Annotated in this window: 24 protein-coding genes; 18 read left to right on the forward strand and 6 right to left on the reverse strand. The window is 62.4% G+C overall.

The window, feature by feature from the left end:
• The first annotated feature begins 25 nt into the window (after positions 1–25).
• Genes ABVQ20_RS13590 through ABVQ20_RS13600 form a run of 3 tightly spaced genes read left to right on the forward strand, consistent with a single transcriptional unit; the run spans position 26 to position 3,889 of the window.
• On the forward strand, positions 26–979 hold the full coding sequence (locus tag ABVQ20_RS13590; RefSeq protein ID WP_354462175.1) for an ABC transporter permease: 954 nt from the start codon (positions 26–28) through the stop codon (positions 977–979).
• Positions 976–1,854: an ABC transporter permease gene (locus ABVQ20_RS13595; protein WP_354460011.1), complete on the forward strand. Its 879-nt coding sequence runs from the start codon at positions 976–978 to the stop codon at positions 1,852–1,854. The genes ABVQ20_RS13590 and ABVQ20_RS13595 overlap by 4 nt, the downstream gene beginning before the upstream one ends.
• Entirely contained in the window at positions 1,847–3,889 is a 2,043-nt protein-coding gene (locus ABVQ20_RS13600; protein WP_354460013.1) for an ABC transporter ATP-binding protein, read from the forward strand. Before ABVQ20_RS13595 ends, ABVQ20_RS13600 begins: the two co-directional genes overlap by 8 nt.
• Before the next feature lie 38 nt (positions 3,890–3,927).
• Here the strand turns inward: ABVQ20_RS13600 and ABVQ20_RS13605 are convergent, their stop codons facing one another.
• Positions 3,928–4,830 (reverse strand): LysR family transcriptional regulator, encoded by a 903-nt coding sequence (locus ABVQ20_RS13605; RefSeq protein ID WP_354460014.1) that lies wholly within the window; start codon positions 4,828–4,830, stop codon positions 3,928–3,930.
• Between the two features lie 115 nt (positions 4,831–4,945).
• On the opposite strand from ABVQ20_RS13605, the gene ABVQ20_RS13610 reads away from it, so the two are divergent.
• From ABVQ20_RS13610 to ABVQ20_RS13630, 5 genes are all read left to right on the forward strand, one after another.
• Positions 4,946–6,601 (forward strand): ABC transporter substrate-binding protein, encoded by a 1,656-nt coding sequence (locus ABVQ20_RS13610; protein ID WP_354460015.1) that lies wholly within the window; start codon positions 4,946–4,948, stop codon positions 6,599–6,601.
• Between the two features lie 89 nt (positions 6,602–6,690).
• Positions 6,691–7,488: a DUF427 domain-containing protein gene (locus tag ABVQ20_RS13615; protein WP_435528341.1), complete on the forward strand. Its 798-nt coding sequence runs from the start codon at positions 6,691–6,693 to the stop codon at positions 7,486–7,488.
• 459 nt (positions 7,489–7,947) lie between these two features.
• Complete coding sequence (locus tag ABVQ20_RS13620) at positions 7,948–8,922, forward strand: ABC transporter substrate-binding protein (protein ID WP_354460016.1); 975 nt, start codon at positions 7,948–7,950, stop codon at positions 8,920–8,922.
• A 76-nt stretch (positions 8,923–8,998) separates the two neighbouring features.
• Positions 8,999–10,078, forward strand: coding sequence for a quaternary amine ABC transporter ATP-binding protein (locus ABVQ20_RS13625; RefSeq protein ID WP_354460017.1), 1,080 nt, complete (start codon positions 8,999–9,001; stop codon positions 10,076–10,078).
• Positions 10,075–12,060 carry an ABC transporter permease gene (locus ABVQ20_RS13630; RefSeq protein WP_354460018.1) on the forward strand — a complete coding sequence of 662 codons (1,986 nt, stop codon included), beginning with the start codon at positions 10,075–10,077 and terminating at the stop codon, positions 12,058–12,060. The genes ABVQ20_RS13625 and ABVQ20_RS13630 overlap by 4 nt, the downstream gene beginning before the upstream one ends.
• 15 nt (positions 12,061–12,075) lie before the next feature.
• On the opposite strand, the gene ABVQ20_RS13635 is transcribed toward ABVQ20_RS13630, so the two are convergent.
• The gene (locus ABVQ20_RS13635) at positions 12,076–13,434 is read right to left on the reverse strand and encodes a trimethylamine monooxygenase (protein ID WP_354460019.1); all 1,359 of its coding nucleotides are present in this window, start codon (positions 13,432–13,434) and stop codon (positions 12,076–12,078) included.
• 302 nt (positions 13,435–13,736) lie between these two features.
• Here ABVQ20_RS13635 and ABVQ20_RS13640 point away from each other — a divergent pair, with 302 nt between their 5' ends.
• The gene (locus ABVQ20_RS13640) at positions 13,737–14,420 is read left to right on the forward strand and encodes a helix-turn-helix domain-containing protein (RefSeq protein ID WP_435528415.1); all 684 of its coding nucleotides are present in this window, start codon (positions 13,737–13,739) and stop codon (positions 14,418–14,420) included.
• A gap of 138 nt (positions 14,421–14,558) precedes the next feature.
• On the opposite strand, the gene ABVQ20_RS13645 is transcribed toward ABVQ20_RS13640, so the two are convergent.
• From ABVQ20_RS13645 to ABVQ20_RS13660, 4 genes are read right to left on the reverse strand one after another with little or no spacing between them, the layout of a single operon-like run.
• Positions 14,559–15,599, reverse strand: a complete 1,041-nt coding sequence (locus tag ABVQ20_RS13645; protein WP_354460021.1) for a heme-dependent oxidative N-demethylase family protein — start codon at positions 15,597–15,599, stop codon at positions 14,559–14,561.
• A 9-nt stretch (positions 15,600–15,608) separates the two neighbouring features.
• Entirely contained in the window at positions 15,609–16,574 is a 966-nt protein-coding gene (locus ABVQ20_RS13650; RefSeq protein WP_354460022.1) for a PDR/VanB family oxidoreductase, read from the reverse strand.
• On the reverse strand, positions 16,571–17,167 hold the full coding sequence (locus tag ABVQ20_RS13655; protein ID WP_354460023.1) for a dimethylamine monooxygenase subunit DmmA family protein: 597 nt from the start codon (positions 17,165–17,167) through the stop codon (positions 16,571–16,573). Before ABVQ20_RS13655 ends, ABVQ20_RS13650 begins: the two co-directional genes overlap by 4 nt.
• Positions 17,168–17,208: 41 nt before the next feature.
• Positions 17,209–18,342 carry an aminomethyl transferase family protein gene (locus tag ABVQ20_RS13660; RefSeq protein WP_354460024.1) on the reverse strand — a complete coding sequence of 378 codons (1,134 nt, stop codon included), beginning with the start codon at positions 18,340–18,342 and terminating at the stop codon, positions 17,209–17,211.
• Positions 18,343–18,630: 288 nt separating this feature from the next.
• Here ABVQ20_RS13660 and ABVQ20_RS13665 point away from each other — a divergent pair, with 288 nt between their 5' ends.
• The 9 genes from ABVQ20_RS13665 to ABVQ20_RS13705 all read left to right on the forward strand — a co-directional run bounded on the left by ABVQ20_RS13665 (position 18,631) and on the right by ABVQ20_RS13705 (position 25,026).
• Positions 18,631–18,918, forward strand: a complete 288-nt coding sequence (locus tag ABVQ20_RS13665) for a hypothetical protein (protein WP_354460025.1) — start codon at positions 18,631–18,633, stop codon at positions 18,916–18,918.
• 12 nt (positions 18,919–18,930) lie between these two features.
• Positions 18,931–19,308, forward strand: coding sequence for a hypothetical protein (locus ABVQ20_RS13670; RefSeq protein WP_354460026.1), 378 nt, complete (start codon positions 18,931–18,933; stop codon positions 19,306–19,308).
• Positions 19,309–19,341: 33 nt separating this feature from the next.
• Entirely contained in the window at positions 19,342–19,503 is a 162-nt protein-coding gene (locus ABVQ20_RS13675) for a hypothetical protein (RefSeq protein ID WP_354460027.1), read from the forward strand.
• Between the two features lie 14 nt (positions 19,504–19,517).
• The gene (locus ABVQ20_RS13680) at positions 19,518–20,921 is read left to right on the forward strand and encodes an APC family permease (protein ID WP_354460028.1); all 1,404 of its coding nucleotides are present in this window, start codon (positions 19,518–19,520) and stop codon (positions 20,919–20,921) included.
• Between the two features lie 45 nt (positions 20,922–20,966).
• Positions 20,967–21,656 carry a hypothetical protein gene (locus ABVQ20_RS13685; protein WP_354460029.1) on the forward strand — a complete coding sequence of 230 codons (690 nt, stop codon included), beginning with the start codon at positions 20,967–20,969 and terminating at the stop codon, positions 21,654–21,656.
• The gene (locus ABVQ20_RS13690) at positions 21,653–21,982 is read left to right on the forward strand and encodes a hypothetical protein (protein WP_354460030.1); all 330 of its coding nucleotides are present in this window, start codon (positions 21,653–21,655) and stop codon (positions 21,980–21,982) included. Before ABVQ20_RS13685 ends, ABVQ20_RS13690 begins: the two co-directional genes overlap by 4 nt.
• Before the next feature lie 82 nt (positions 21,983–22,064).
• Positions 22,065–22,961, forward strand: coding sequence for a class II glutamine amidotransferase (locus ABVQ20_RS13695; protein WP_354460031.1), 897 nt, complete (start codon positions 22,065–22,067; stop codon positions 22,959–22,961).
• Positions 22,962–22,965: 4 nt separating this feature from the next.
• On the forward strand, positions 22,966–23,691 hold the full coding sequence (locus ABVQ20_RS13700; protein WP_354460032.1) for a GltB/FmdC/FwdC-like GXGXG domain-containing protein: 726 nt from the start codon (positions 22,966–22,968) through the stop codon (positions 23,689–23,691).
• A gap of 6 nt (positions 23,692–23,697) precedes the next feature.
• Positions 23,698–25,026, forward strand: a complete 1,329-nt coding sequence (locus ABVQ20_RS13705) for an FMN-binding glutamate synthase family protein (RefSeq protein ID WP_354460033.1) — start codon at positions 23,698–23,700, stop codon at positions 25,024–25,026.
• The last annotated feature ends 13 nt before the right edge of the window (positions 25,027–25,039 follow it).

Genomic DNA, 25,039 nt, shown 5'->3' on the forward strand with positions numbered 1-25,039 from the left:
GCTGGCTCCACAAGGAGTCTTAGCCATTCTTTCCTTCTTTGCACGGCGTGTCTCGCTGTCACTGGTTACGTTGTTCCTGCTGAGCATCATGGTGTTCCTGGGCGGCCAGGTGCTACCCGGCAATGTCGGGCGCGCGATCCTTGGACCGTTTGCCGACCAACGCGCGGTTGACGCACTCAATCACACGCTGGGCGTCGATCGCCCGCTGCTTGCCCAGTACTGGAGCTGGATCTCCAACTTCGTGCAGGGCGACATGGGCACGTCCTACATCTTCCGCTCTCCGGTCGCCCCCTTCGTCCTCGATGCGCTCGGCAATTCGATGAAGCTGGCGGCGGTCGCCTTCGTGCTGGTGGTGCCGATCGGCATTTTGGGAGGCGTCATTGCCGCCCTCAACCTCAACCGGCCGCTCGACCGCATCATCAGCCTTGGCGGCCTGTCAGTGACGGTGCTGCCGGAGTTCGTCACCGGCATCATCCTGATCCTGATTTTTGGCGTCTGGCTGCGCTGGCTGCCGATATCCGCCGCATGGCCCAAGGATGCCGGCTTCTTCACCCAGCTCTATTACCTCATCCTGCCCGCGCTGCCGCTGTTCCTGGTGCTGTTCGGCTACATCGCGCGGATGGCACGCTCCGGGATGATCGAGGCGCTCGATTCCGACTACACGCGAACAGCCGTGCTCAAGGGCCTGCCGTGGCGCACGGTGATCTGGCGCCACGTGCTGCGCAATGCGCTTTTGCCGACCATCACCGTCATCGCCACCCAGACCGGCTATCTCATCGGCGGCCTCGTCGTCATCGAGACGCTGTTCCGCTACCAGGGCATCGGCTCGCTGATCTTCACCGCCGCGCGCGGCAAGGATTTTCCAATGCTGGAATCGGGCATCCTCACCATCGGCATCGTCTATGCCGTGGCGACATTGATCGCCGACTTCCTCTATTCCGTGCTCAATCCGCGTATCCGGCTGGGGTCAGAACAATGAGCGCCGTCCCAACCACCTCTCCGCCACAAGACGACACGCGACGGCGCGGCCCGCTGGCTGAAGTGCTGTTTTCACTCATGCGCTCCGGCACCTTCCTTGTCGGTTTCGCCATCGTGCTGTTCTGGGTTGTCTGCGCGCTGTTTGGCGAACATTTTGCCCCCTACGATCCGCTCGCCGACGACATCATCAACGCGCTGTCACCGCCTTCTGCCGAACACTGGTTCGGCACCGACCAGATCGGCCGTGACGTCTTCTCGCGCGTCATTGTCGGCTCGCGCGATATCCTGACCGTTGCTCCTCTTGCGACCTTGCTGGCGACGGTCGCCGGCACGGCGCTCGGCCTGCTCACCGGCTATTTTCGCGGCATCGTCGACGATGTCGTCAGCCGCATCCTCGAAGCCTTCATGGCGATCCCGGTGGTCATCGTCGCACTGCTCGCCATCGTGGCGCTCGGCACCTCCAAGACGACGGTCATCATCGTCATTGGCCTGAGCTTCGCGCCGATCATCGCTCGTACCGTGCGCTCGGCGGTGCTGGCCGAACGCGAGCTCGACTATGTCGCGGCGGCACAGCTCCGGCACGAGAGTGCCGTGCATACGATGTTCGTCGAGATCCTGCCCAACGTCATTCCGCCGATCCTGGTCGAAACCACAGTGCGGCTCGGCTATGCCATCTTCGCCGTCGCCACGCTCTCCTTCATGGGTTTCGGCATCCAGCCACCCTCGCCTGACTGGGGGCTCTCGATCTCCAACAATTACGGCATGATCGGCGGCGGCTTCTGGTGGACGGTTCTGTTCGATGCGCTCGCCATCGCCTCGCTGGTAATCGGCGTCAATCTGGCTGCCGACGGCGTTCATGGAGCGCTCAATGACTAAGCCCGCCAAGGCGCAAAACGCGCTCGAACTGCACGACCTGTCGGTCGCCTACCGTGTCGCCGGCCGCAACCGGGCGGTGCTGCGCAACCTCAGCCTCAACATCGGCCAGGGCGAGGCCTATGGGCTGGTCGGCGAATCCGGCTGTGGCAAATCCACGGTGGCGCTGACCGTCGTGCGCTACTTGCCCAGAAACGGCTCGATCACCGGCGGCGCGATCTCGCTCGACGGCAAGGACGTGATGAAACTGGACGGCGAGGCGCTGCGGCGTGCCCGCGCCGAAAGCGTCTCGATGGTCTACCAGGATCCCGGCAAGGCGCTGAACCCGTCAATCCGCATCGGCCGCCAGCTCACCGAAATCTTCGAGCTTGGCGGCATAACCGGACAGGCGGCAGAGGCGCGGGCGATCGCCATGCTCAACCGCGTGCGCATCTCCGATCCGCCAAGCGTCATGCAGCGCTATCCGCACCAGCTGTCCGGCGGCATGCAACAGCGCGTGGCGATTGCCATGGCGTTGGCCAACGACCCCTCGATGCTGATCCTCGACGAGCCGACCACCGGCCTCGATGCGACGGTGGAGGCCGAGGTTCTCGACCTCATCGCCCAGCTCAGGCAGGAACTGTCGGCGTCGATCCTGTTCATCAGCCACAATCTCGCCGTCGTCTCCAACATGTGCGACCGGGTCGGCGTGCTCTATGCCGGCATGCTGGTGGAGGAAGGGCCGACGGATGTCGTGTTCAACGACCCCCGTCATCCCTATACGGTGGCACTGCTGCGCTGCCTGCCACGCGGCGGTCAGCGCAAGGACCAGGGCCGCCTCGACACCATTCCGGGGTTTTTGCCGGGTATTGGTGTGGCCATCAAGGGCTGCGCCTTCGCCGACCGCTGTGCGCTCGCCGATGACCGATGCCGCACCGAATTGCCGCCGCTCTATGATCTGAGTGACGAGCGCGGGAAGCGCTTGTCGCGCTGCCACTATCACGACAAGGCGCAGGCCCTTCCGCGCGCCACGCCCAGTGACGTGGCGGTCGCACCCAGGCCGACAACCGCACCGGTGCTGCGTGTCGCCGGGCTGAACAAGACCTATGCCAGCCATGGCCATCCCTTGCGCGCGGTCAAGGATGTCTCGCTTGATCTGCGGCCCGGCGAGACGCTGGGGCTGGTCGGTGAATCCGGCAGCGGCAAGACAACCTTCGCCAGGCTGCTGCTTGGCCTTGTGCCGCCCGATGTCGGCGGCACCATCGAGCTCGAGGGCAAGGCGCTGGCGCCGAAGCTGGAGAACCGTGGCGACGACCAGGTCAAGGCGATGCAGATCGTCTTCCAGAACCCGGATTCGGCACTCAACCGCTCGCATTCGATCCGCCACATCCTCGGTCGCGCGTTGAGGCGGCTGGCCGGTCTCTCCGGCAAGGCGCAGGAGGCGCGCCTCGACGACCTCGTCCGCTCGGTGCGCCTCACCGAACGGCATCTCGCCGTCAAGCCGCGCCAGCTCTCAGGCGGGCTGAAGCAGCGCGTCGCCATTGCCCGTGCCTTCGCCGGTGATCCCCGCATTGTCGTCTGCGACGAGCCGACCTCGGCGCTTGACGTCTCCGTGCAGGCGGCGATCCTCAACCTGCTTGCCGACCTGCAGCGGAAGGAAGACGTCAGCTACATCTTCATCTCGCACGATCTTGGCGTGGTGCGTTACCTCTCCGACAAGATCGCCGTGCTCTATCTCGGACGCATCATGGAGATCGGACCATCGGAAGACGTCTTCTCCGGACCGCATCATCCCTATACCGAAGCGTTGCTGTCGGCCGTGCCAAAACTCGACCAGACCGAGACCGCGCGTATTCGTCTTGACGGCGAAATCCCCAGCGCCACCAACCCGCCATCGGGCTGCGTCTTCCACACACGCTGCCCGCGCAAGATCGGCCCGATCTGCGAGCAGCAGGAGCCGCCACTGGCCGAGGCACAGCCCGGCCATTCCATCCGCTGCCACATCCCATATGCGGAGCTTGCGAGATTGCAGAAGGGGCTCGCGATCGAGGCGGCATAACACGAGTATCGTCATCGATGCTCGTGCGGCCCGGCCGGTCACATCTGGCCGGCCATGCGCAGGGAGCGGTCGCCTTCCGAAAAGCCCTCACCTTCCATCCAATCTCCGGCCAGTGTTCGCAGTCCGGTCAGCGCGACATCCAGAACGTCCGACGAGACAGGGTTGCTGGGATAGGCAAGGTAGATCGGCCGCTGGAACACCGGCGCATCCTCGATGCGTCGCATCTCACCGCGTTCGATATGACCGCTGACGGCGCTGAGCGGCAGATAGGCCGCCGCTTGCTGCGACAGCACATGCTGCAGGCCGATAAAGACCAGCCCGGCCGATATCGCCGGCTTCACCATGCCGGCAAAGGCGCGGTCGTGCTCGATGCGGAATTCCAACCCCCAGTCCATCAGGATGTAGTTTTCGGTCCATGGCCTTGTCTGCGCGGCATGCTGGACAAGCACGACCTGGTCGACGGCCAACGTTTCGTAGACGATGCCGGGATGCGGCCTGGGCAGATAGAGGACGCAGATATCGAGCAGGCCTTCGGCCAGGTGGTCGATGGCCAGGTCGGGGAAACTTCCTTCCAGCCGCAGCGCCACGTTCGGCCGCCTGGCGCGCATCCATTCGACCCATGGGGAGGTGATGCGGTCCCATAGGTAGGCGGGCGCGGTCAGCCTCAGCAGGCTCTCATAGCCATCGGGAACGGCGATGTCCTGCCTGGACTGTTCCCATGTGCGGGTGATGGAAGAGGCGTGCGGCAGGAACTGTCGGCCGGCTGGCGTCAGCGTCACGCCATCGCGATCGCGCACGAAAAGCCGTCGCCCCAATTGCTCCTCCAGGCCACGGATTCGGGCACTGACAGTGGACTGGGCGAGATTGAGCCGGCTGGCCGCAACGGTGAAGCTGCCATGTTCGGCAACTTCGAGAAAGCTGCGCAGATTCTCTGTATCCATCCATCACCCCCTTGCATCGAAAATTTCGATGGCCCCCATCAAAAAATATCGCTTTCCGGCGGCAGTCAACAATGAACTAGATGGCCAAGCCCTTGGACAAGTGAGGAATGCAGCCATGCCAAAGCATTTCAGGATGATCGACGCCGCTCGCAGACATCTCACCGCAATCGAAAATTCCGCTGTCGACGAATTGCTGGCCGGCAGGATCGACCGGCGCGATTTCCTGCGCCACGGCAGCATGCTTGGCCTCTCGCTGCCCTTCCTGGGCAGCTTTGTCGCCGCCGCTGGCCTCGGCACACAGCAGGCTCGTGCCGAAGGCAAGCCGGGCGGTACCGTGCGCGCCGGCGTGGCCACACCCGGCGGCGCCATCGATCCCGTCACCTATTATGACAGCGGCAGCTACCAGCTGGTTTTCCAGACCGCCGAGTTTCTCTGCGTCACGCAGCCGGATCTCACCCTGAAGCCGGTGCTGGCGGAGAGCTGGTCGCCGAACGAGGACGGAAGTGTGTGGACCTTCAAGCTGCGCAAGGGCGTGAAGTTCCACAATGGCGAGGACTTCAAGGCCGACGATGTCGTCACTACCTTCGACCGGCTGGCCGATCCCAATGGCGCCTCGAACGCGCTTTCGGTGTTCAAGGGCCTGCTGTCGAAGGGCGGCACAAGGAAGGTCGACGACCACACCGTCGCTTTCCATCTCGATGCGCCGAACGGCAACTTTCCCTATTCGGTGTCGATCGACAACTACAACGCCGTGATCCTGCCGGCGAGCTACAAGGGCGACTACGAAAAGACCTTCGAGGGCACCGGGCCGTTCCGGCTGGAGACCTACACGCCGAAGGTCGGCGCGACCTTCATCCGCAACCCAGACTATTGGGGCGAGAAGGCGCTGCCCGACCGGCTCGAATTCAAGTTCTACGGCGACGTGCAGCCGCGAATCCTGGCGTTGCAGGCCGGCGAGGTCGACATTCTCGACGCCATTCCGCTCGATGTCAGCCAGGTCGTGCTCAACAGCCCCGACATCACCGTGCTGCGCGTCGCTTCGACCGCGCACCGGCAGTTGCACATGCGCTGCGATATGGCGCCGTTCACCGACAAGCGCGTGCGCCAGGCGCTGGCGCTATGCATCGAGCGCTCCAAGCTGGTCGATGGCCTGTGCCGCGGCATGGCCGCGACCGGCAATGACAGCCCGTTCGCGCCGGCCTTCCCGTCGACCGACAAGGCAGTGCCGCAACGCGTGCAGGACATAGCCAAGGCCAAGCGGCTCATGGAAGCAGCCGGCCTTGCGGATGGGTTCGACATCACCCTGACAACGCTGCGCTATTCGGACATTCCGGGCTACGCACAGCTGTTCCAGAACTTCGCCAAGCAGATCGGTGCACGCATTTCGCTCAACATCGAGGACCAGGACAAATATTACGGCAAGGCGGTCTTCGGCCAGTCGGATTGGCTGGACAGCCCGCTCGGCATCACCGACTACGCGCACCGCAGCGTGCCGAACGTGTTCCTGAAGAGCCCGCTGGTCAGCGACGGCCCCTGGAACGCGGCGCATTTCAAGAGTTCCGCCTATGACGGCATGGTCACAAGCTATCTGAAGGCGCTCGACATCGGCGCGCAGCGCACGGCAGCCTCCGACATCCAAAAACTGCTGCTCGACGAAACGCCTGTCATTTTCAGCTATTTCCCCGATCTGCTGGTGCCGGTGCGCAAGAATGTCAGCGGCTTGCCGCCGATTGCCGCGGGGCTGCTGCTCGATCGCGTATCCATAGGCTGATCGTGCCCAAGCGCGCGATCTCAACGACAAGAAAACGGGAGGCCACCATTCGCAAGCCCCATCTACGCGGTCGTGGGCCGCATTTTCCCTTGCTCGACAGCATCACCCAATATGATTTCGAGCCAGGCTATGTCGCCTTCACCATGCCCATGCGGAAGCGGCTGCGCGTGCAGGTGGGATCGATGATCGTGGCCGACACGACCAAAGCGCTGGTGCTCTACGAATCCGATCATCTGCCGGTCTACTATTTCCCGATGAGCGACGTGCGCGAGGAGTTCCTGCTGCCGAGCAGGACGACGACCGAGAGCCCGTTCAAGGGCGTCGCCACGCACTATTCGCTGAACACCGGTATCACGCTGGTCGAGGACGCCGTGTGGCGTTACCTCGATCCGGTCAAGGGCTGCCCGCCACTATCGGACTACATGTCCTTCTATTGGCCCAAGATGACGCATTGGTACGAGGAGGACGAGGAGATTTTCGTCCATGCCCGCGATCCGTTCCGGCGCGTCGACTGCCTGCCGTCGTCGCGGCGGGTGCAGGTCATTCTCGACGGCGAGCAGGTGGCGGATTCACGCCGCGGCGTGTTCCTGTTCGAGACCGGCCATCCGGTGCGCCACTACCTGCCGATCTCCGATACACGGCTCGATATGTTTGCGCCCAGCCGCTACATCTCGCGCTGCCCCTACAAGGGCATCTCCAACTACTATCATGTGACGACGAGCGCCAAGCGCCATGAGAACCTCGTCTGGTATTATCCTGAGCCGGTTCATGAAGCAGAGCGCATCAAGGGGTTGGTGTGCTTCCATCACGAACTGGTCGACAAGATCATCGTCGACGGCGTCGAAATACCGAAGGAAGCCACGGCCGCGTCGGACGGCTATTTCTGAGCATATCGCGCGCAGCCCAATGGGCGTTTCCGGTCCGGTCACGCGAACAATAGACACAACGCAAGTCCGGCCTGTAGATTCGACAATCGACACGGCATTAGCCGTTGCGCGACATGAACGTTGGTATATATAATTTCATCCCATGAAAGCGGCTTCGGCGGTTGCGTTATTTGCCGAAACTGCAGCCGAGATCATGGGACATTGATGGCTCGCGGATTTCAGAGCACGGCAAAGCCTACCGAACAGTGGATTACTGCCCAGGCAGCGATCCATCGGCAGTCATGACGCCGGCCCCTCCGGCACAACATCGTCATCACGGAACTGGGCACCATTTCGCTTGCACCAGCTTGAGCCGCGCGTGGGGAATGGCGCCAATGAGCTTGCGCAAACATCAGTCATCACAAAACAAAAAACGCAGGACGGGAACGAACGATAAACCCAGCTTGAAGGAGAACAAGCATGTCAATTCGGAGCCATCTATCGACATTATCGATCGGCGCTTTCGCGCTCGCCGCCGCCAGCCTGTCAATGTCAGCCGCTCATGCCGCGGCACCCGAATCCAACGACCCCATCAAGATCGCGCTGTTCGACTGGACCAGCGTCAATCTCAACGCCAGGATCCTTGGCGGCATCCTGGAAAAGCTCGGCTACGCGGTTGAATATCCGACCGCGGACTATCTCTCCAGCCTGACCACCGGCCTCACCAATGGTGACCTCGATGTCGGCATGGAATTCTGGGATACGACCGCCGGCGAGGCCATGAAGGCGTCCGATGCGACCGGGCAGACCGAACGCCTTGGCAAGCTCGGCCCCAAGGCCAAGGAGGAGTGGTGGTTTCCCGAGTACATGAAGGAGAAGTGCCCGGGCTTGCCCAATTGGGAAGCGCTGAAGGACCCGAAATGCGCCGAGGCCTTCTCGACCGCGGAGACGGCGCCGAAGGGCCGCTATCTCGGTGGTCCGGTGACCTGGGAAGGCTTTGACGACGAGCGTGTCGAAGCGCTGAAATTGCCCTTCACCGTCATTCATGCCGGCACCGACGCGGCGATGTTCGCGGAACTCGATTCAGCCTATCAACGCAAGGCGCCGATCATGCTGTGGATCTATTCGCCGCACTGGGCGCCGGCCAAGTACAAGGGCGAATGGGTTGAATTCCCCGAATACACGCCCGAGTGCTACAACGACCCGAAATGGGGCGTGAACCCCGACGCCAAATATGACTGCGGCAAGCCGCATGGCGAGATCTGGAAATACTCCTGGTCCGGCATGAAGGACAAATGGCCGGTCGCCTACAAGGTGGCGAAGAACTACACGATCGACACCGACGAACTCAACAAGATGAGCGGCGAGGTCGATCTCGACGGCAAGAAGCCGGAAGAAGTCGCCGCCGCCTGGATCGCCGCCCACGAGGCCGACTGGAAAGCCTGGGCGCAGTAGTCATTCCCGACTGGAAATCGCGGGACCCGGCCGTCGGTGGCCGGGTCCCTATCCCATGTTCCAGAAGGACGATCGAATGACGGACGAGGCTGAACAGGCGCCTGGATCCGCGGGCAAGGATGCCCGCCCGGTCAAGCTTGCCTGTCGAAATGTATGGAAACTGTTCGGATCGAACGCGGCCAATTTCATCCGCCAGCGCGACGGCAAGGCGAGCGCGGCCGACGTCGCGGCGGCGGGGCTGGTCGGTGCGGTGCGCGCCGTCGATCTCGAAATCCGCCAGGGCGAGATCTTCATCATCATGGGCCTGTCCGGTTCCGGCAAGTCGACGCTGGTGCGCTGCATGTCCAGGCTGGTCGAGCCGACCCATGGCAAGGTCGAATTCGAAGGCAAGGACCTGCTCAAGATTTCCGATGCCTCGCTGATCGAGTTGCGGCGCCACCGGATGGGCATGGTTTTCCAGAACTTTGCGCTTCTGCCGCATCTCAACGTGCTCGACAACATCGCCTTTCCATTGAGCATTCAGGGGCAAGACCGTGCTACACGCGAGGCACGAGCGCGCGAAGTGATCGAGCTTGTCGGGCTGCGCGGCCGCGAGCATTTCTACCCGCGCGAGCTTTCCGGCGGCCAGCAGCAGCGTGTCGGCATCGCCCGCAGCCTGGCGACAAAACCGGAAATCTGGTTTCTCGACGAGCCATTCTCGGCGCTCGATCCGCTGATCCGTCGCGAGATGCAGGACGAATTGATGCGGTTGCAGACCATGCTGCACAAGACCATCGTCTTCATCACCCATGATTTCGACGAGGCGATAAGGCTCGCCGACCGCGTCGCCATCATGAAGGACGGCGAAGTCATTCAGATCGGCACGCCGGAACAACTGGTGGTCAATCCGGCGACCGACTATGTCGCCGAATTCACCCGCGACGTCGACCGCGCCAAAGTGATCTCGGCGCGCAGCCTGATGCGGGCCTGCGACGGCTCGGAGCATGGCGGCACGGTGGCGCCGGACGCCAAGATCGCCAGCTTCTCTGCCGGCATCGTTGCAGCAGGCAAGCCCTTCGCGGTGGTCAACGGCACCGGCAAACCGATCGGCGAGGTGACGCCGCAAGCGGTGATCGACCTTCTGGCCGGCATTGATCGCGCGAGGGCCGGTGCATGACGGTGACGGCGAGCGCCAGCGAAGCAAGATCGCGTCCGGCCCAGACCTGGTTGTTGCTGGTCTGGGCCCTGGCGCTTGCGGCTGTGCTGGTCGTGTTCCTGCTGCAGGACAGCCTGCCCTGGGCCGTGAACTATCCGGCCAGCGCGATCGTGCCGGTCGCCGACTGGGTCAGCGCGCTGATGGGGTGGATCAAGTCACACCTGTCCTGGCTGACCCGCTCGATCACGGCCGTGCTGGGCGTCCCGCTCGACTTCGCGCTCGATCTCCTGGCCAAGAACTTCAAGATCGGCCACGGCGCGGACGCCTATGTCCTGCCGCGCCTGTCCTGGGTCGGCGTCTGCGCCGCGGCTTTCCTCGCCGGTCATGCCGCCGGCGGCCGCAAGCTCGGCATGCTTGTTGGCGGTTGTTTCCTTTACATCGCGCTGTTCGGGCAATGGACCAGCGCCATGCTGACGCTGGCGCTGATCTTGATCGCGGTGCCCTTCTGTATCGTCACCGGACTGTTCGCCGGCATCTGGGCATGGCGCAAGCCGTGGGCCGAAAGGCTTGTCGTCTCCCCAGCGCTCGACCTGATGCAGACGATCCCGACCTTCGCCTATCTGATCCCGATGCTGCTGCTGTTCGGCAACAGCCCAGTGTCTGCAATGATCGCAACCGCCATCTTCGCCACGCCGCCGATGGTGCGGGCGACGATGCTCGGCCTGTCGCGAGTGCCGACCGAGATCGACGATTTCAGCGAGATGGCCGGCTGCACGGCGCGGCAAAAACTGTGGCGAGTATTGCTTCCTTCAGCGCGACCGGCGCTGATGGTCGGCGTCAACCAGGTCATTATGCTGGCGCTGAACATGGTGATCATCGCCTCGATGATCGGCGCCGGCGGCCTCGGCTACGACGTGCTCTTGGCGTTGCGCGCACTGAAGGTCGGCGAAGCCATGGAAGCCGGCCTTGCCATCGTGGCGCTCGCCATCGCGCTCGACCGGCTGAGCCAGGCCATCGCGCACAAGCAGGCAAAGGGCCATGTCCATCAGGAAGCGAACCCGGGCATCTGGCGGCGCTACCCCACTCTGACGCTGGCCATCGCCATACTCGCCACCACCACGCTGCTTGGCCTGTTCGTGCCGGCCTTCGCGGCAGTGCCGAAAGCGATCACCTTCACCACCGCGCCGCTGTGGAAGGCGGCGGTGAACTGGGTGACGATCAACTTCTTCGACACGATCGAAGCGTTTCGCGTGGCGCTCATCCTCAACGTGCTGAATCCGCTGCGCGCCTTTTGCGAGGGGTTTCCGTGGTTGGGCGCGGTGTTCCTGCTTGGCCTTGCCGGCTATCAGCTCTCCGGCCTGCGCCTGGCTGCCCTCGTCGCCGGATTGACCGCCTTCTGCGCCGTCACCGGCCTGTGGGAAAAGACCATGGCGACGGTCTATCTCTGCGGCATCTCCGCCTTCATCGCATGCCTGATCGGCATTCCGATCGGGCTGATGGCCGCGCGCAGCGACCGCTTCGAGAAGATCGTCTCGCCGATCATCGACACGCTGCAGGTGCTGCCGTCCTTCTGCTTCATCATTCCGGTGGTGATGCTGTTTCGGGTCGGCGACGTCACCGCCATGATCGCCACAATCGCCTTCGCCGTGGTGCCTGCGATCCGCTACACCAATCACGGCATCCGGCAGGTGCCGCCAGCGCTGATCGAGGCTGCAAAGGTGTCGGGCTGCACGCCGCGCCAGACCTTCTTTCGCGTGCAGCTGCCGCTAGCGCTGCCGGAGATCATGCTCGGCGTCAACCAGACGATCCTGATGGCACTGGCGATGATCATCATCTGCGCCATGGTCGGCACGCGCGATCTTGGCCAGGAGGTGTTCATCGCGCTGTCCAAGGCCGATTCCGGCCGTGGCATCGTCGCGGGTCTCGCCATCGCCTTCATCGGCATCGTCGCCGACAGGCTGTTCAACGCCTGGACGGCGAAGGCCAGGAAAAGGTTGGGATAGCCTGAGGCGCGACGGCTATTCCGCCGCCACCCCTTTGACTTCCAGATAGCTCTCCATCGAATCGTCCAGCGCCTGCAGCCAGGGCGTATGGTGCAGCGGCGCCATGGTGCCGGTCATCAGCGAGCGGTAGGCGTGGTCGCGGAAGCTCATGATGTTTTCCATCTTGTGATGCTCCCACTCCATGAAGGTCTGGTTGACCGCCTCGACGTCGAAGCCAGGATAGTCGGTCTGGTCCATCAATTCCTTGGTGTAGTCGCCCTGGAACCAGATCATCTGCTCGGCATCCTCGAGCGTCTCCTCACGTGCGCGCCATTTGGCGCCGTGTTCGGCCATCGCCTCGGCTGACGGCAGCTTGATGCGGCCCATGATGACATCGCGGGCGAACCAGGCCTGCGCGTCGAACATGTTGAAGGTGTAGAACTGGTCCTGCATGCCGATGTAGGAGAGTTGCGGGTTCTTCTCCCAGACGACGCCTTCATAGAGGTCCAGCGGCCACATGCGGTTGGCGGTCTTGAGTTTGAGATCGTCGGTGAGGAAGGGGAAGGAATGCAGATAGCCGGTGCACAGGATGATGGCATCGACATCCTTGGTTGAGCCGTCCTTGAAATGGGCGGCCTTGCCGACGACCTTCTGCAGCAGCGGCACCTCTTTCCAGTTTTCCGGCCACTTGAAGCCCATCGGCTTGGAGCGATAGCTGGAGGTGATCGACTTGGCGCCGTATTTGTAGCATTGCGATCCAATGTCCTCGGCCGAATACGAGCGGCCGATGATCAGTATGTCCTTGCCCTTGAACTCCATCGCATCGCGGAAATCATGGCTGTGCAGGATGCGGCCATTGAAGGTCGAGAAACCCTCGAAATATGGCACGTTGGGCACCGAGAAATGCCCGGAGGCGACGACGACATTGTCGAACTCTTCCGAATAGGTGACGTCGTTGGTGCGGTCATGCGCGGTGACGGTGAATTTCTTCGTCTCGTCCGAAAACGTCACCATGCGCACCGGACTGTTGAAGCGCACCCATTTGCGCAGGCCCGACTTCTCGACGCGGCCCTTGATGTAATCCCACAGCACCGCACGCGGCGGGTAGGAGCCGATCGGGCGGCCGAAATGCTCCTCGAAGGTGTAGTCGGCGAATTCCAGGCATTCCTTGGGTCCGTTGGACCAGAGGTAGCGGTACATCGAACCGTGCACGGGATCGCCATGTTCGTCGAGACCGGTGCGCCAGGTATAATTCCACAGGCCACCCCAGTCGGACTGCTTCTCGAAACAGACGATCTCGGGGATGTCGGCCCCCTTGTCGGCCGCCGATTTGAAGGCCCTGAGCTGTGCCAGACCGGACGGTCCGGCCCCGATGATGGCAACGCGATTTTTCATTTCCGGGCCTCCTCTTTTTGATTTCCCCAGCGAAACAAATTTCACTGACAGGACAGTAATTGGCCCTCCGGTGCTGTCAACAGGCATCTGCGGGAACAGCATTTGCGCGCAGCGGATTCCCGGCGAAAAAGCCGCCGCGACCGCAACCGCATGGCCGGGGCATGCGACACTAGATGGCTTGCCGTGGTGGTTGCGCTCCTGTATCGGCAGCGAATATGTTCACCTTGGGTGAAATAAACCTTCAAGGTTCGGGGGGCGACATGGCGACGAAAATTTCCGACTCCAAGGCTGGTGCCGGCCCCATGGGCGCAAAGGCAAAGCCATTGCCAAAGGTCTCGGCGGACGGAAAAACCATCCGCGCACCGCTGACGCAGAACCCGCACGCCATCCGCGATACCCGTGAAAAAGTACTGGAGGTGGCGATTGGCCGCGAGGTGCGGGCGTTCCGCAAGAAGCTCGGCATCACCGTCGCCGATCTGGCTGTCGCCACCGACATTTCGCTGGGCATGCTGTCGAAGATCGAGAACGGCATCACCTCGCCGTCGCTGACCACCTTGCAGGCGCTGTCGCGAGCGCTCGGCGTTCCGGTCACCGCCTTCTTCCGCCGCTTCGAGGAGGAGCGCAGTGCCGTCTTCGTCAAGGCTGGCGAAGGTCTCGATGTCGAGCGCCGCGGCACGCGCGCCGGCCACCAGTACAATCTGCTCGGCCATATCGGCTCCAACACCAGCGGTGTCGTCGTCGAGCCGTATCTGATCACGCTGACCGAAGACTCGGATGTATTCCCGACCTTCCAGCATGAAGGCATGGAGTTCCTCTATATGCTGGAGGGCGAAGTCGTTTACCGCCACGGCAACAACCTCTATCCGATGAAGCCGGGCGACAGCCTGTTCTTCGACGCCGATGCGCCGCACGGGCCGGAAGTGCTGACGCAACTGCCGATGCGCTATCTCTCGATCATCTGCTATCCGCAGAACAGCGCTGGGTGACTGAGCTCGACGAAGGCCCCCTCATCCGGTCGCTACGCTGCCACCTTCTCCCCGTTGGGGAGAAGAGACTGGCGCTGGCGTTGACAATCTCTCTCCCCACGGGGAGAAGGTGGCCCGAAGGGCCGGATGAGGGGGCCTTTAGTCCGGCCCGAACCCCGGACTCGTCGCACTTCCATCATCCAGCTTCGACAGCCATTCCACCAGCGTCGGCCGATAACGCGTCAGGCCCTTGTAGTTGGCGAGCTCGTCGGGCAGGTCACGGATAACGCGATGCAGGCGCCGTGCCCATTTGGGCTGCGTCAACAGCTCGTCCATCTTGATCAGATAGCAACGGATCGGGAAGACGATGCCGTTCGAGCGTGGCAGCCGCCAGAAGCTCTGCAATTCGACGCGCAGATGGACCTTGTCGCCGACATTCTCGGGCGTCACCGTCGCCCGGTCCGGTCCCCATTTGTGATAATTTTCAGGGCTGGTGTCGAGGCGCGGATTGACGGTCATCGTCCAGTTCAGGCGCCGGGCCGGCTTGCCTTGCTGGATGTTGGTGAGGAATTTCAGGGCGCGTATGAAAATGCCCTTCTCATGCGCCAGCGGCACCGGCGCGTGCCACTCGAAGAAGTTCATGCCGATGTCGAAATCGAGCGACCAGTCGGCCTGTGTGGTGACCATGCCGGCATCCATCCACAGATTGCCGTCGCGCTGGTCGAGGATACAGAAATCCCCCTGGCTCTGCCGTGTGATGTATTCCATCGGCCCGTAAGGCAGCGTCGAGGTGTCGCCAAAGGTGAAGGTGTCGTCGATGCCAAGCGGCCGGTTGATCCAGCGCCAGCGATCGCCGTCGCGGGTCAGCGTGAAATGCTCGGGATAGCCGAGCGACTGCTGCTCCATCAGGAGTTCCAGAAGGTCCCAGCCAGCCAAGGTCATGTGCGGCAGCGACTGGCAGCGCAGCGGATCCTCGGCCAGCACCAGCGCGCGGTCCTGCATCTCGGCGACATAATGCTCGTCGACGTCGATCAGGTTTTCCAGCACGCTGCCCTTCGGGCCGACGACATGCGGCTCGATGTTGACCGCGTACATGTAAGCGTCTTCGTGGAACGGAAACGGAAAACGCCGGATGTGCTCCGGGCTGTTCCTGAAGGTGAAGTCGTCGCGGAATGTTTCCTTGCGAAAGGTGATTCCCAAGCTCGCCTCCTATCTTTCCAAGACCAGCGATTTGCCCTCGAAGCGCGACACGCACGGCATGATCTTGCAGCCGGAACGGTGGTCTTCCTCGCTCAGCCAGTGGTCATTGTGGATGAACTTGCCGTCATGGGAGATGACGTTGGTTTCGCACTGGCCGCAGACGCCGCCACGGCAGAGATACGGCGGATCGACACCGGCCGCCTCGATCGCCTCGAGCAGGCTCTGCTGCTCATCGACCCTGATCGTCTTGCCGCTGACGGCAAGCGTCACATCGAATGGCAGTCCCGGCTGAGGCGCCGCGAAATGCTCGAAATGCACGGTCTCTGGCGGCCAGCCCAAGGCTGCCGCGCGGTCGCGCACCCAATTGATCATGCCGGCCGGACCACAGACATAGAGATGCGTGCCGAGCGGCTGCGTCGACAGCAGGCGATCAAGTTCGATGCGCTCCTCACGATCGTCGTGATACAGCCTGATCCGGCGGTCGTAGCGCTCCCGCAGCACATCGGCATAGGTGCCGAGCGAGGCGGTGCGGCAGGTGTAGTGCAGTTCGAAGTTGCCGCCTTCCGCCGCCAGTTGCGCGGTCTGCGCCATGAACGGGGTGATGCCGATGCCGCCGGCCAACATCAGATGCTTTTTGGCGCGCAGGTCGAGCGAAAACAAATTGACCGGATAGCTGATCACCATCTCCAGCCCAGGGCGGACATTCCGGTGCATGAACAGCGAGCCGCCGCGACCGACATCGTCGCGACGCACGCTGATGGTGTACTCGCTGGTATCGAGTGGCGAGCCCATCAGCGAATAGGGATTGAGCCGGGTGCGCCCACCGTCACGCATCTCGACCACGACATGGGCGCCGCCGGAGAAAGTCGGCAGAAGCTCACCATCGCGCCGGCGGAAATGGAAGCGGGTAACGAGGTCGTTGACCGGAACGACGTCGCTGACCACGACATCGAGCTTGGTGGTGCCGGTGCTCATGGGAAGGCCTCCTCGATCGGAGGGATTTCGCTGCGGTCCTCGGCGTTGATGCAGACGCCCTGGAAGGCCGCGATGCGCCTGGAATAGTGATCGCGCACCAGAAGCAGCAGCCCGCAATGGGCGCAGGTCGCCGGCTGCGTCGTCACGTTTTCGGTGATGCCCTTGCAGTGGACGCATTGCATGCGACGTGCCAGCGAGCCGCGATGCTCGGTCTGGATCGAGGTGTGGTCGATGCCGGCTTCAAGCGCTGCCTGCATGGCTTGGCCAATCAATCCCTCGGTGCCCGAGAGATAGACGCGCAGACCCATATGCGCGTTGGCCAGCGTTTGCTTCAACCTTGGCAAGGCGCTTGCGAAGGTATGACCCTGGTAGAACTGAGCCGGCTTGAGCGCTTCGAGCGTCGCGACATGCTTGCCGTCATGGCCGGGGATGAAGATGACATGGGCATCGCTGAAGAAGCCGGCGGGCGCTCCGGCAGCCATATCGGATATTGCCAGCGCGCCTTCCGCATCGGCCACGAAAAGATGGTGTTTGCCGGGCTGCGGAGAAAGCGTTCCGTAGACGGGCCGGCTGATGATGCTTTTGGCTGCCATTTAAGTCTTCGTGCCTCGAACCCCTCGCTGTTGACTATGCCTCAGCCTTTCGCCGTGCGCTTGGTCTTCTTGGGATCGTCGAAGGGAAGCGGCTGCGCGGTCGCCTTGATGGCGCCGCTCTTGTTGCGGATTTCGAGCTTGGTGTCCTTGACCGCGCAATCGACATCGAGGCGAGCGATGCCCATCGATTTCTTGACCAGCGGCGAATACATCGCGCAGGTCACCACGCCGACTTGTCTGCCGTCGCGATAGACCGGCGCGCCCTCGTCGGCCGGCTCCTTGCCGTCGAGCAGCACGCCAAAGATCTTGAAGCGCTCCTTGCCCTTGAGGCGGTAGTGTTCCTCGGCGCCGCGGAAGCCGGTCTTGCCGGGGCTGACGGTGAAGTCGAGGCCAAGTTCCCACAACGTGTCGCCGGGGCCTTCGTTCTTGAACGGGTATTTTTGTGAATTGTCGTAGGGATAGAACAGCAGGTAGCTTTCGACACGCAGCATATCGAGCGTAGTGAAGCGGCACGGAATGATGCCGGCGCTCTTGCCCTCGTCGAGGATCCTGTCCCAGATCGTGCCGGCATCCTGGCCGCGGCAGAAGATTTCATAACCGCGCTCGCCGGTGTAGCCGGTGCGCGAGATCATCACTGGAAAGCCGAAGAGCTGTGTCTGCATGTGATGGAAATAGTTGAGGTCGCGGATGCCCGGCACATGCTTGGCCAGATAGTCGACGGCGGTTGGACCCTGCAGCGAAAGGTCGTGAAGATTGTCGTCGAAGCGCAATGAGACATCACGCCCGACGGAAGCGCGCTGCAACTCCTCATGGCCCGTACCCGAGCCGTGCACCACCATCCAGGCATTCGGCCCGGTGCGGTAGAGAATGCAGTCGTCGGTGAATTTTCCCGCCTCGTTCAGCATGCAGGCATAGGCCGACTTGCCAGGATAGATCTTTTCGACATCACGCGTGGTGGCGAGATCGATGAGGTGCGAGGCGTGCGACCCGGTGATGTGAACCTTCTTGAGGCCCGACACATCCATCAGCCCGGCCTTGTTACGGATGGCCATGTACTCTTCGTCAGCGTCCTTGTCGTAGGTCCAGGCGGTTCCCATACCGCTCCAGTCTTCGAGTTTCGAACCGAGCGCGCGGTGGCGGTCCGCCAGGGTCGAAAATCTCCAGGATGCCGTCATCCAATCGTCCTCCGTTTTCGAAAATCTTTTGCTGTTCCCTGCTCCCTGCTCAGAGGCGAGAGCGTTGGGCGAATATTGAACGCAAACGTTGGGACGCTGCAATACCCATAAGCAATTAATTTCATTGTCAGGCAAAATCGGTTCCGCGGAACAAATGGTTTACCCAACGTAAAATCGGCTTGACAATTCCGGAATTCGGCCTGAGTTTATGAAAAAAATTTCACTCTCTTGAAAGAGAGCGACATGCGGTGGATTCGGAACCGGATGTCGGAAAAAGGGGAAAAGCCGATGTCAAACCTGCAGCAGCGCATCGAGGCGCTGTATCGTTCCGACGTGCGCGGATCCGTGCTCCTGATCGTCTGCCTGTGGGCGACGATCCTCTTCGTCCTCTTCATGACATGGCCGTACATCCCGGACAGCGGCATCAAAGCCGTCGTCGCGATTGCCGCCACAGCCGTGCTGATCTTCAACACGGCTGCCATCCTGGCGATGGTCAACCACTACAAGGAAGACAAGGACTTCATCTACGGGCTCGACATCAAGAACGCCGACGCGTTCCGCAACCGCAAGTCCTGAGGGGTACACCGCATGTCCCGCTACACGCCGCCGGAGCAGAGCAAGACCGGGCAGATTTTCGATATCGTCGTTGTCGTGGTCGCCATTTTCGTGGCGCTGTGGCTGCCGCTGAAGCTCGGCCTCGCCGGGGCCGCGAAATCCATCGACGCGCTCGACGCCAAGACCTGGGAAGCGCTGGGCCAGAACCCGACCATGGTCTCGATCTGGGAAAGGCTCGGCTACACGCCGGAGACAGCGCATGACATCATCCAGAACCGTTTCCACTACGTGATCGACTGGCCGACACTGCTCATCATGGCGGTCGTGCTCATCGGCTACTTCGTATTCCTGTTCCGCGCATCCGATCGCGAATATCGCGACGTCATCAACGAAAAGTTCGACGACAAGTAATAGTTCGACGACAGGTAATCTGGGGACAAGATCATGTGGGTCGCACTCTCTTACGCTTGCTGGGGCATCTCGGTCGTTCTCGCACTGTGGATGCTCTACGACTGGTTCAAGGTCGACACGACCTATTCCGAACAGGTTCTGACCTCGTCGCGTGAGGGCGAACTTGAAGCCGCTTCCGAAAAACACCGGATTTGAGTGAGGACTGAACAATGACGGTCGCGGTCGAAACTGCGGAAACGACAATACACGGCGACAGGGTTTCGCTGCTTCGGGTGCTCGGTCCCGCCCATGTCTGGGCGCTCGGCGTCGGCATCGTGCTGGTCGGCGAATTCACCGGCTGGAATTTCTCCGCCGACAAGGGCGGCGCGCTGGCGGCCCTTATCGTGTGCTGGGTCGTCGGCCTGCTCTACACATCCGTTGCGATGATCGATTCCGAGGTCACGTCGACCGTTGCCGCCGCGGGCGGCCAATACGCCCAGGCCAAGCACATTGTCGGCCCGCTGATGGCGTTCAACGTCGCCCTGTTCCTGGTCTTCGCCTACACGATGCTGGAAGTGTCCGACGCCATCCTGCTTGGCGACACGATCGTCGCCAAGGCGGGGATCGACGGGCTCACCCACAATTCCTTTATCGCCGCCACCATCGTGGTGCTGGCGTGGTTGAATTATCGCGGCGTGTTGATGACGCTCAACGTCAACTTCGTCATCACCGCGATCGCCTATGTCTCCATCCTCATCCTGTTCTTCTCGGTCAGTCCGTGGACGCAGGGCGCGGTGCTGAAGCTCAACGAACTGGTGACACCGGGCAACGCCCTGCCCTATGGCTGGATCGGTGTCATCGCGGCCTTCCAGTTCGGCATCTGGTACTATCTTGGCATCGAAGGCACGACGCAGGCCGCAGAGGAAGTGCGCTCGCCGGCACGCTCGCTACCCTACGGCACCATGGCCGGCATGATCACGCTGCTCATCGCCGCTGCCATGACCTGGTATGTCTGCGCATCGCTGATGCCATGGGAATATCTCGGCATCACCCCTTATCCGCTTTGGGACGCGGGCAAGCTGACCGGCAGCCCGCTGCTCGAAAACCTCCTGTTCGTCGCGACACTGCTTGCCGCCATCGCCTCCGCCAATGGCTGCATCAATGACGCGGCACGCGCCTGGTTCTCGCTTGGCCGCGACCGCTATCTGCCGAGCTGGTTCTCAGCCGTGCATCCCAAATACCGTACGCCCTACCGCTCGATCCTGTTCCTGCTGCCGATAGCGCTCGCCTTCGCCTTCATCGCCGACCTCAACCAGGCGATTACCTTCTCGATCCTGTCAGGCGTGCTGCAATACACTTTCATGAGCATCAACATCATGATGTTCCGCAGGAAGTGGCCGCTCGGCACGATCCGCCGGGGCTATACACACCCCTTCCACCCAATCCCGGCCATCGTTCTGTTCTGCCTGTGCGTAGTCACTTTCTTTGCCATCTTCCTCGGCTTCGGCTCGCAGCTGATCGCCATGATCGCGTTCTACTTCCTGATTTCGCTGTGGTTCCATTTCTACCGCTACAAATTCGTACGCCGTGGCGACCAGTTCTCCATGCCATGGCCGAAACCGCAGGGATATTGACGGAAGAAAGCTCGCCTGGATCATGGGCGGGGATGGCATGACAAGGTGTCCGAGGTGACGTCGGTACTGATCGCCGGGGCGATTGCCTTGGCTCTCGTTCTCCACCTGGCGTGGCTGGCACGCACCAGCCGCGACAGGGCCTCGGCTGTGCTCGCCGTCGAGCAAGCCAGCATTCGTGCCGTGATTGCCGATGCAGCGGATGTTTCGGACGGCACGGCTGGTATCATCACCTGGGAAGGCTCATGGAACGGTCGGCGCGTTCAGGTTCGGACCATCGTCGATACGCTGGCGACGCGAAAACTCCCGGCACGCTGGCTCAGCGTTTCGATCATCGAGCAGGTCGCCATTCCAGCCACTTTCGACATGATGATGCGGCCCGGGTCGCCGACGACATTCTCCAATTTCGACCACCTTGAACACACCTTGCCGAAGGCTCTGGGATTTCCAGCCGAGGCGGTGTTGCGGACAGACCACCGGGGCGCGCGCCTTCCGCAGAACATCATCGCCTGCCATCTGGAGGTCTTTTCCGAAGGGCGCGCCAAGGAACTGCTGATCGCACCCAAGGGCGTCCGGATCGTCTGGCTCCTGGCCGAGGCGCAACGCGCCCGCTACGGCGTGTTCCGGCAGGCCGAATTCGGCGGTGCGACGCTTGATCCAGCGCTGATCGAAAGATTGCTCAATTCCGCATCGGCGCTTCGCGACGCCATCAACCGTGCTGAAAGGCGGGTCGCATGACGACCACAACCAACGCGCCCGCTCCGCCGAATCCGTATCTGGTTCTCGGTGCGGCAATCGCCCTGCCGGCAAGCGGACACGTCATTCTCGGCGTGCCGGTGCGCGGCCTGCAGTTCATTTTCTTCATGGTGATCCTGGCATGGATCACCGCCAAGATCGCACCGCCGGACGCCAGCTTCGTCGGCCGTCATGCGGGCGGTTTTCTGATCTACGCGCTGTCGATCCTCGACGCCTACAAGATGGCGCGTGTCCGCATCGCCCAATGGGTTCACAGTGCACGCCACGGGGGCGATACTGCCGCCAGCAGTGCACAGCCCGACATATAACTACAGGAAAATTTTTTTCATGCCAATTGAATTCCTGGGGCGCATTCGATACATCTCCAGAGAACAAAGGTCGGAGGCTGACATGTGTGGAATCGTCGGGCTGTTTCTGAAAGACAAATCGCTTGAGCCGAAGCTCGGCTCGATGCTGTCGGAGATGCTGATCTCGCTCAGCGATCGCGGCCCGGACAGTGCGGGCATCGCCATCTATGGCGCTCCGTCCGGCAATGAAGCCAAGATCACCATCCAGTCGGCAAAGCCCGGCCGTGATTTTCCTGGCCTCGAAGCGGAACTCGCCAAGATCCTAGGCGCGCCGGTGACGATCGCGGTCAAGTCGACCCATGCGGTTGTCAGGACCGCCCCAGGCAAGATCGACGAGGCCCGCGAAGCCATCCAGACGCTGCGTCCCGACATCCGCATCATGGGCGCCGGCGACGTTGTCGAGATTTACAAGGAAGTCGGCCTGCCCGAGGCGGTGGTCGATCGTTTCGATGTCCGCTCGATGACCGGCACGCATGGCATCGGCCACACCCGCATGGCGACGGAATCGGCGGTGACGACGATGGGCGCGCATCCGTTCTCTACCGGCGCTGACCAGTGCCTGGTGCACAATGGCTCGCTGTCCAACCACAACAATGTCCGCCGCGAACTGATCCGCGAAGGCATGAAGTTCGAGACCGAGAACGACACCGAGGTCGCCGCCGCCTATCTGTCGTCACAGATGGCGCATGGCAAGAATCTCGGCGAGGCCCTCGAGGGAACGCTAAGCGACCTCGACGGCTTCTTCACCTTCGTCGTCGGCACCAAGAACGGTTTTGGCGTGGTCCGTGATCCCATTGCTTGCAAGCCCGCCGTCATGGCCGAGACCGACCAGTATGTCGCCTTCGGCTCGGAATATCGCGCGCTGACCAAATTGCCCGGCATAGACAATGCGAGGGTCTGGGAACCGGAGCCCGCAACCGTCTATTTCTGGGAGCATTGAGTTCATGCCGGCAACCTCCAAGGCAACGCGCGACCAAGGTCATGCGCGCGTGTTCGACCTCGATGTCATGTCCCTGCGCGAGCTCAACCAGGCACTGCACGATCTGGCACCCGGATCGAACCAGACCGCATGGGAAGTGCTGAACCCAAAGGGCAACCATTCGGTCGCCGTCGGTGTCGACCTCCCGGTCACCATCGATGTGCGCGGCAGCGTCGGCTACTACTGCGGCGGCATGAACTCCGGCAGCACCATCACGGTCCACGGTTCCGCAGGACCCGGCGTCGGCGAGAACATGATGTCGGGGTCGATCATCATCAAAGGTGACGCCAGCCAATATGCCGGCGCCACCGGCAAAGGCGGATTGCTGGTCATCGAAGGCAATGCCTCGTCGCGCTGCGGCATTTCCATGAAGGGCATCGACATCGTCGTGCACGGCAATATCGGCCACATGTCGGCGTTCATGGCGCAGTCCGGCAATCTGGTGGTGCTGGGCGATGCCGGCGACGCACTGGGCGATTCCATCTACGAGGCGCGGCTCTTCGTACGCGGCAAGGTCGACAGCCTCGGCGCCGACTGCATCGCCAAGGAGATGCGGCCCGAGCACCTGGAATTGCTGCAAGGCCTGCTCGACCGTGCCGGTGTCACCGACGTCAAGCCGTCAGAGTTCAAGCGCTACGGCTCGGCGCGCACCCTCTACAATTTCAATATCGACAACGCCGACGCGTATTGAGGCAGCATGACCTACAGGAACCCGCCGACGACGCCGCGCAAATCCGCGACCTTTGACGACTACACGCTTTCCGAAATCCGTCGCGCCGCCGCGACCGGCATCTACGACATCCGTGGTGCCGGCGCCAAGCGCAAGCTGCCGCATTTCGACGATCTGCTTTTCCTCGGCGCCTCGATCTCGCGCTATCCGCTCGAAGGCTATCGCGAACGCTGCGACACATCAGTCGTGCTGGGTTCGCGCCATGCCAAGAAGCCGATCGAGTTGAAGATACCCATCACCGTCGCCGGCATGAGCTTTGGCTCGCTGTCCGGTCCGGCCAAGGAAGCGCTCGGACGCGGCGCCACCCTGTCGGGCACCTCGACCACCACGGGCGACGGCGGCATGACCGAGGAAGAGCGCGGTCATTCGAAGACGCTGGTCTATCAATACCTGCCGTCGCGCTACGGCATGAACCTGCGCGACCTACGCCGCGCCGATGCCATCGAAGTCGTTGTCGGCCAGGGCGCCAAGCCCGGCGGCGGTGGCATGCTGCTCGGTCAGAAGATTTCCGACCGCGTCGCCGAGATGCGCACGCTGCCCAAGGGCATCGACCAGCGTTCGGCCTCGCGTCATCCCGACTGGACCGGGCCGGACGATCTCGAGATCAAGATCCTCGAGCTGCGTGAAATCACCGATTGGGAAAAGCCGATCTACGTCAAGGTCGGCGGCGCGCGGCCCTATTACGACACCGCCCTTGCGGTGAAGGCTGGCGCCGACGTCGTCGTCGTCGACGGCATGCAGGGCGGCACGGCGGCAACCCAGGAAGTGTTCATTGAAAATGTCGGCCAGCCGACGCTCGCCTGCATCAGGCCGGCGGTGCAGGCGCTGCAGGATCTCGGCATGCACCGCAAGGTGCAGCTGATCGTCTCCGGCGGCATCCGCAACGGCGCCGATGTCGCCAAGGCGCTGGCGCTTGGCGTCGACGCGGTCTCCATCGGCACGGCCGCCCTGGTCGCGCTTGGCGACAATGATCCCCGCTGGGAGGCGGAGTACAACGAGCTCGGCACCACTGCCGGCGCCTATGACGACTGGCACGAGGGCCGCGACCCCGCGGGCATCACCACGCAGGACCCGGAACTGATGAAGCGGGTCGACCCGGTGGCCGCCGGACGCCGGCTGGCCAACTACCTCAAGGTGATGACGCTGGAGGCTCAGACCATCGCGCGGGCCTGCGGCAAGAACAGCCTGCACAATCTCGAACCCGAGGACCTCGTCGCACTGACGATCGAGGCAGCCGCGATGGCCGGCGTACCGCTGGCCGGCACCAACTGGATACCGGGGAAAAATAACTTCTAAGCCTTCAGCATAC

It is taken from the genome of Mesorhizobium shangrilense (assembly GCF_040537815.1).
Classification (GTDB): Bacteria; Pseudomonadota; Alphaproteobacteria; order Rhizobiales; family Rhizobiaceae; genus Mesorhizobium; species Mesorhizobium shangrilense.

Excerpts from the sequence above, each read along its gene's own strand:
- ABVQ20_RS13665 (WP_354460025.1), top strand. The coding sequence starts at position 18,631 with ATGTCAAACCTGCAGCAGCGCATCGAGGCGCTGTATCGTTCCGACGTG.
- ABVQ20_RS13690 (WP_354460030.1), top strand. The coding sequence starts at position 21,653 with ATGACGACCACAACCAACGCGCCCGCTCCGCCGAATCCGTATCTGGTT.
- ABVQ20_RS13660 (WP_354460024.1), bottom strand. The coding sequence starts at position 18,342 with ATGACGGCATCCTGGAGATTTTCGACCCTGGCGGACCGCCACCGCGCG.
- ABVQ20_RS13670 (WP_354460026.1), top strand. The coding sequence starts at position 18,931 with ATGTCCCGCTACACGCCGCCGGAGCAGAGCAAGACCGGGCAGATTTTC.
- ABVQ20_RS13630 (WP_354460018.1), top strand. The coding sequence starts at position 10,075 with ATGACGGTGACGGCGAGCGCCAGCGAAGCAAGATCGCGTCCGGCCCAG.
- ABVQ20_RS13595 (WP_354460011.1), top strand. The coding sequence starts at position 976 with ATGAGCGCCGTCCCAACCACCTCTCCGCCACAAGACGACACGCGACGG.
- ABVQ20_RS13695 (WP_354460031.1), top strand. The coding sequence starts at position 22,065 with ATGTGTGGAATCGTCGGGCTGTTTCTGAAAGACAAATCGCTTGAGCCG.
- ABVQ20_RS13655 (WP_354460023.1), bottom strand. The coding sequence starts at position 17,167 with ATGGCAGCCAAAAGCATCATCAGCCGGCCCGTCTACGGAACGCTTTCT.
- ABVQ20_RS13705 (WP_354460033.1), top strand. The coding sequence starts at position 23,698 with ATGACCTACAGGAACCCGCCGACGACGCCGCGCAAATCCGCGACCTTT.
- ABVQ20_RS13600 (WP_354460013.1), top strand. The coding sequence starts at position 1,847 with ATGACTAAGCCCGCCAAGGCGCAAAACGCGCTCGAACTGCACGACCTG.
- ABVQ20_RS13700 (WP_354460032.1), top strand. The coding sequence starts at position 22,966 with ATGCCGGCAACCTCCAAGGCAACGCGCGACCAAGGTCATGCGCGCGTG.
- ABVQ20_RS13610 (WP_354460015.1), top strand. The coding sequence starts at position 4,946 with ATGCCAAAGCATTTCAGGATGATCGACGCCGCTCGCAGACATCTCACC.
- ABVQ20_RS13640 (WP_435528415.1), top strand. The coding sequence starts at position 13,737 with ATGGGCGCAAAGGCAAAGCCATTGCCAAAGGTCTCGGCGGACGGAAAA.
- ABVQ20_RS13625 (WP_354460017.1), top strand. The coding sequence starts at position 8,999 with ATGACGGACGAGGCTGAACAGGCGCCTGGATCCGCGGGCAAGGATGCC.
- ABVQ20_RS13635 (WP_354460019.1), bottom strand. The coding sequence starts at position 13,434 with ATGAAAAATCGCGTTGCCATCATCGGGGCCGGACCGTCCGGTCTGGCA.
- ABVQ20_RS13620 (WP_354460016.1), top strand. The coding sequence starts at position 7,948 with ATGTCAATTCGGAGCCATCTATCGACATTATCGATCGGCGCTTTCGCG.
- ABVQ20_RS13605 (WP_354460014.1), bottom strand. The coding sequence starts at position 4,830 with ATGGATACAGAGAATCTGCGCAGCTTTCTCGAAGTTGCCGAACATGGC.
- ABVQ20_RS13680 (WP_354460028.1), top strand. The coding sequence starts at position 19,518 with ATGACGGTCGCGGTCGAAACTGCGGAAACGACAATACACGGCGACAGG.
- ABVQ20_RS13675 (WP_354460027.1), top strand. The coding sequence starts at position 19,342 with ATGTGGGTCGCACTCTCTTACGCTTGCTGGGGCATCTCGGTCGTTCTC.
- ABVQ20_RS13650 (WP_354460022.1), bottom strand. The coding sequence starts at position 16,574 with ATGAGCACCGGCACCACCAAGCTCGATGTCGTGGTCAGCGACGTCGTT.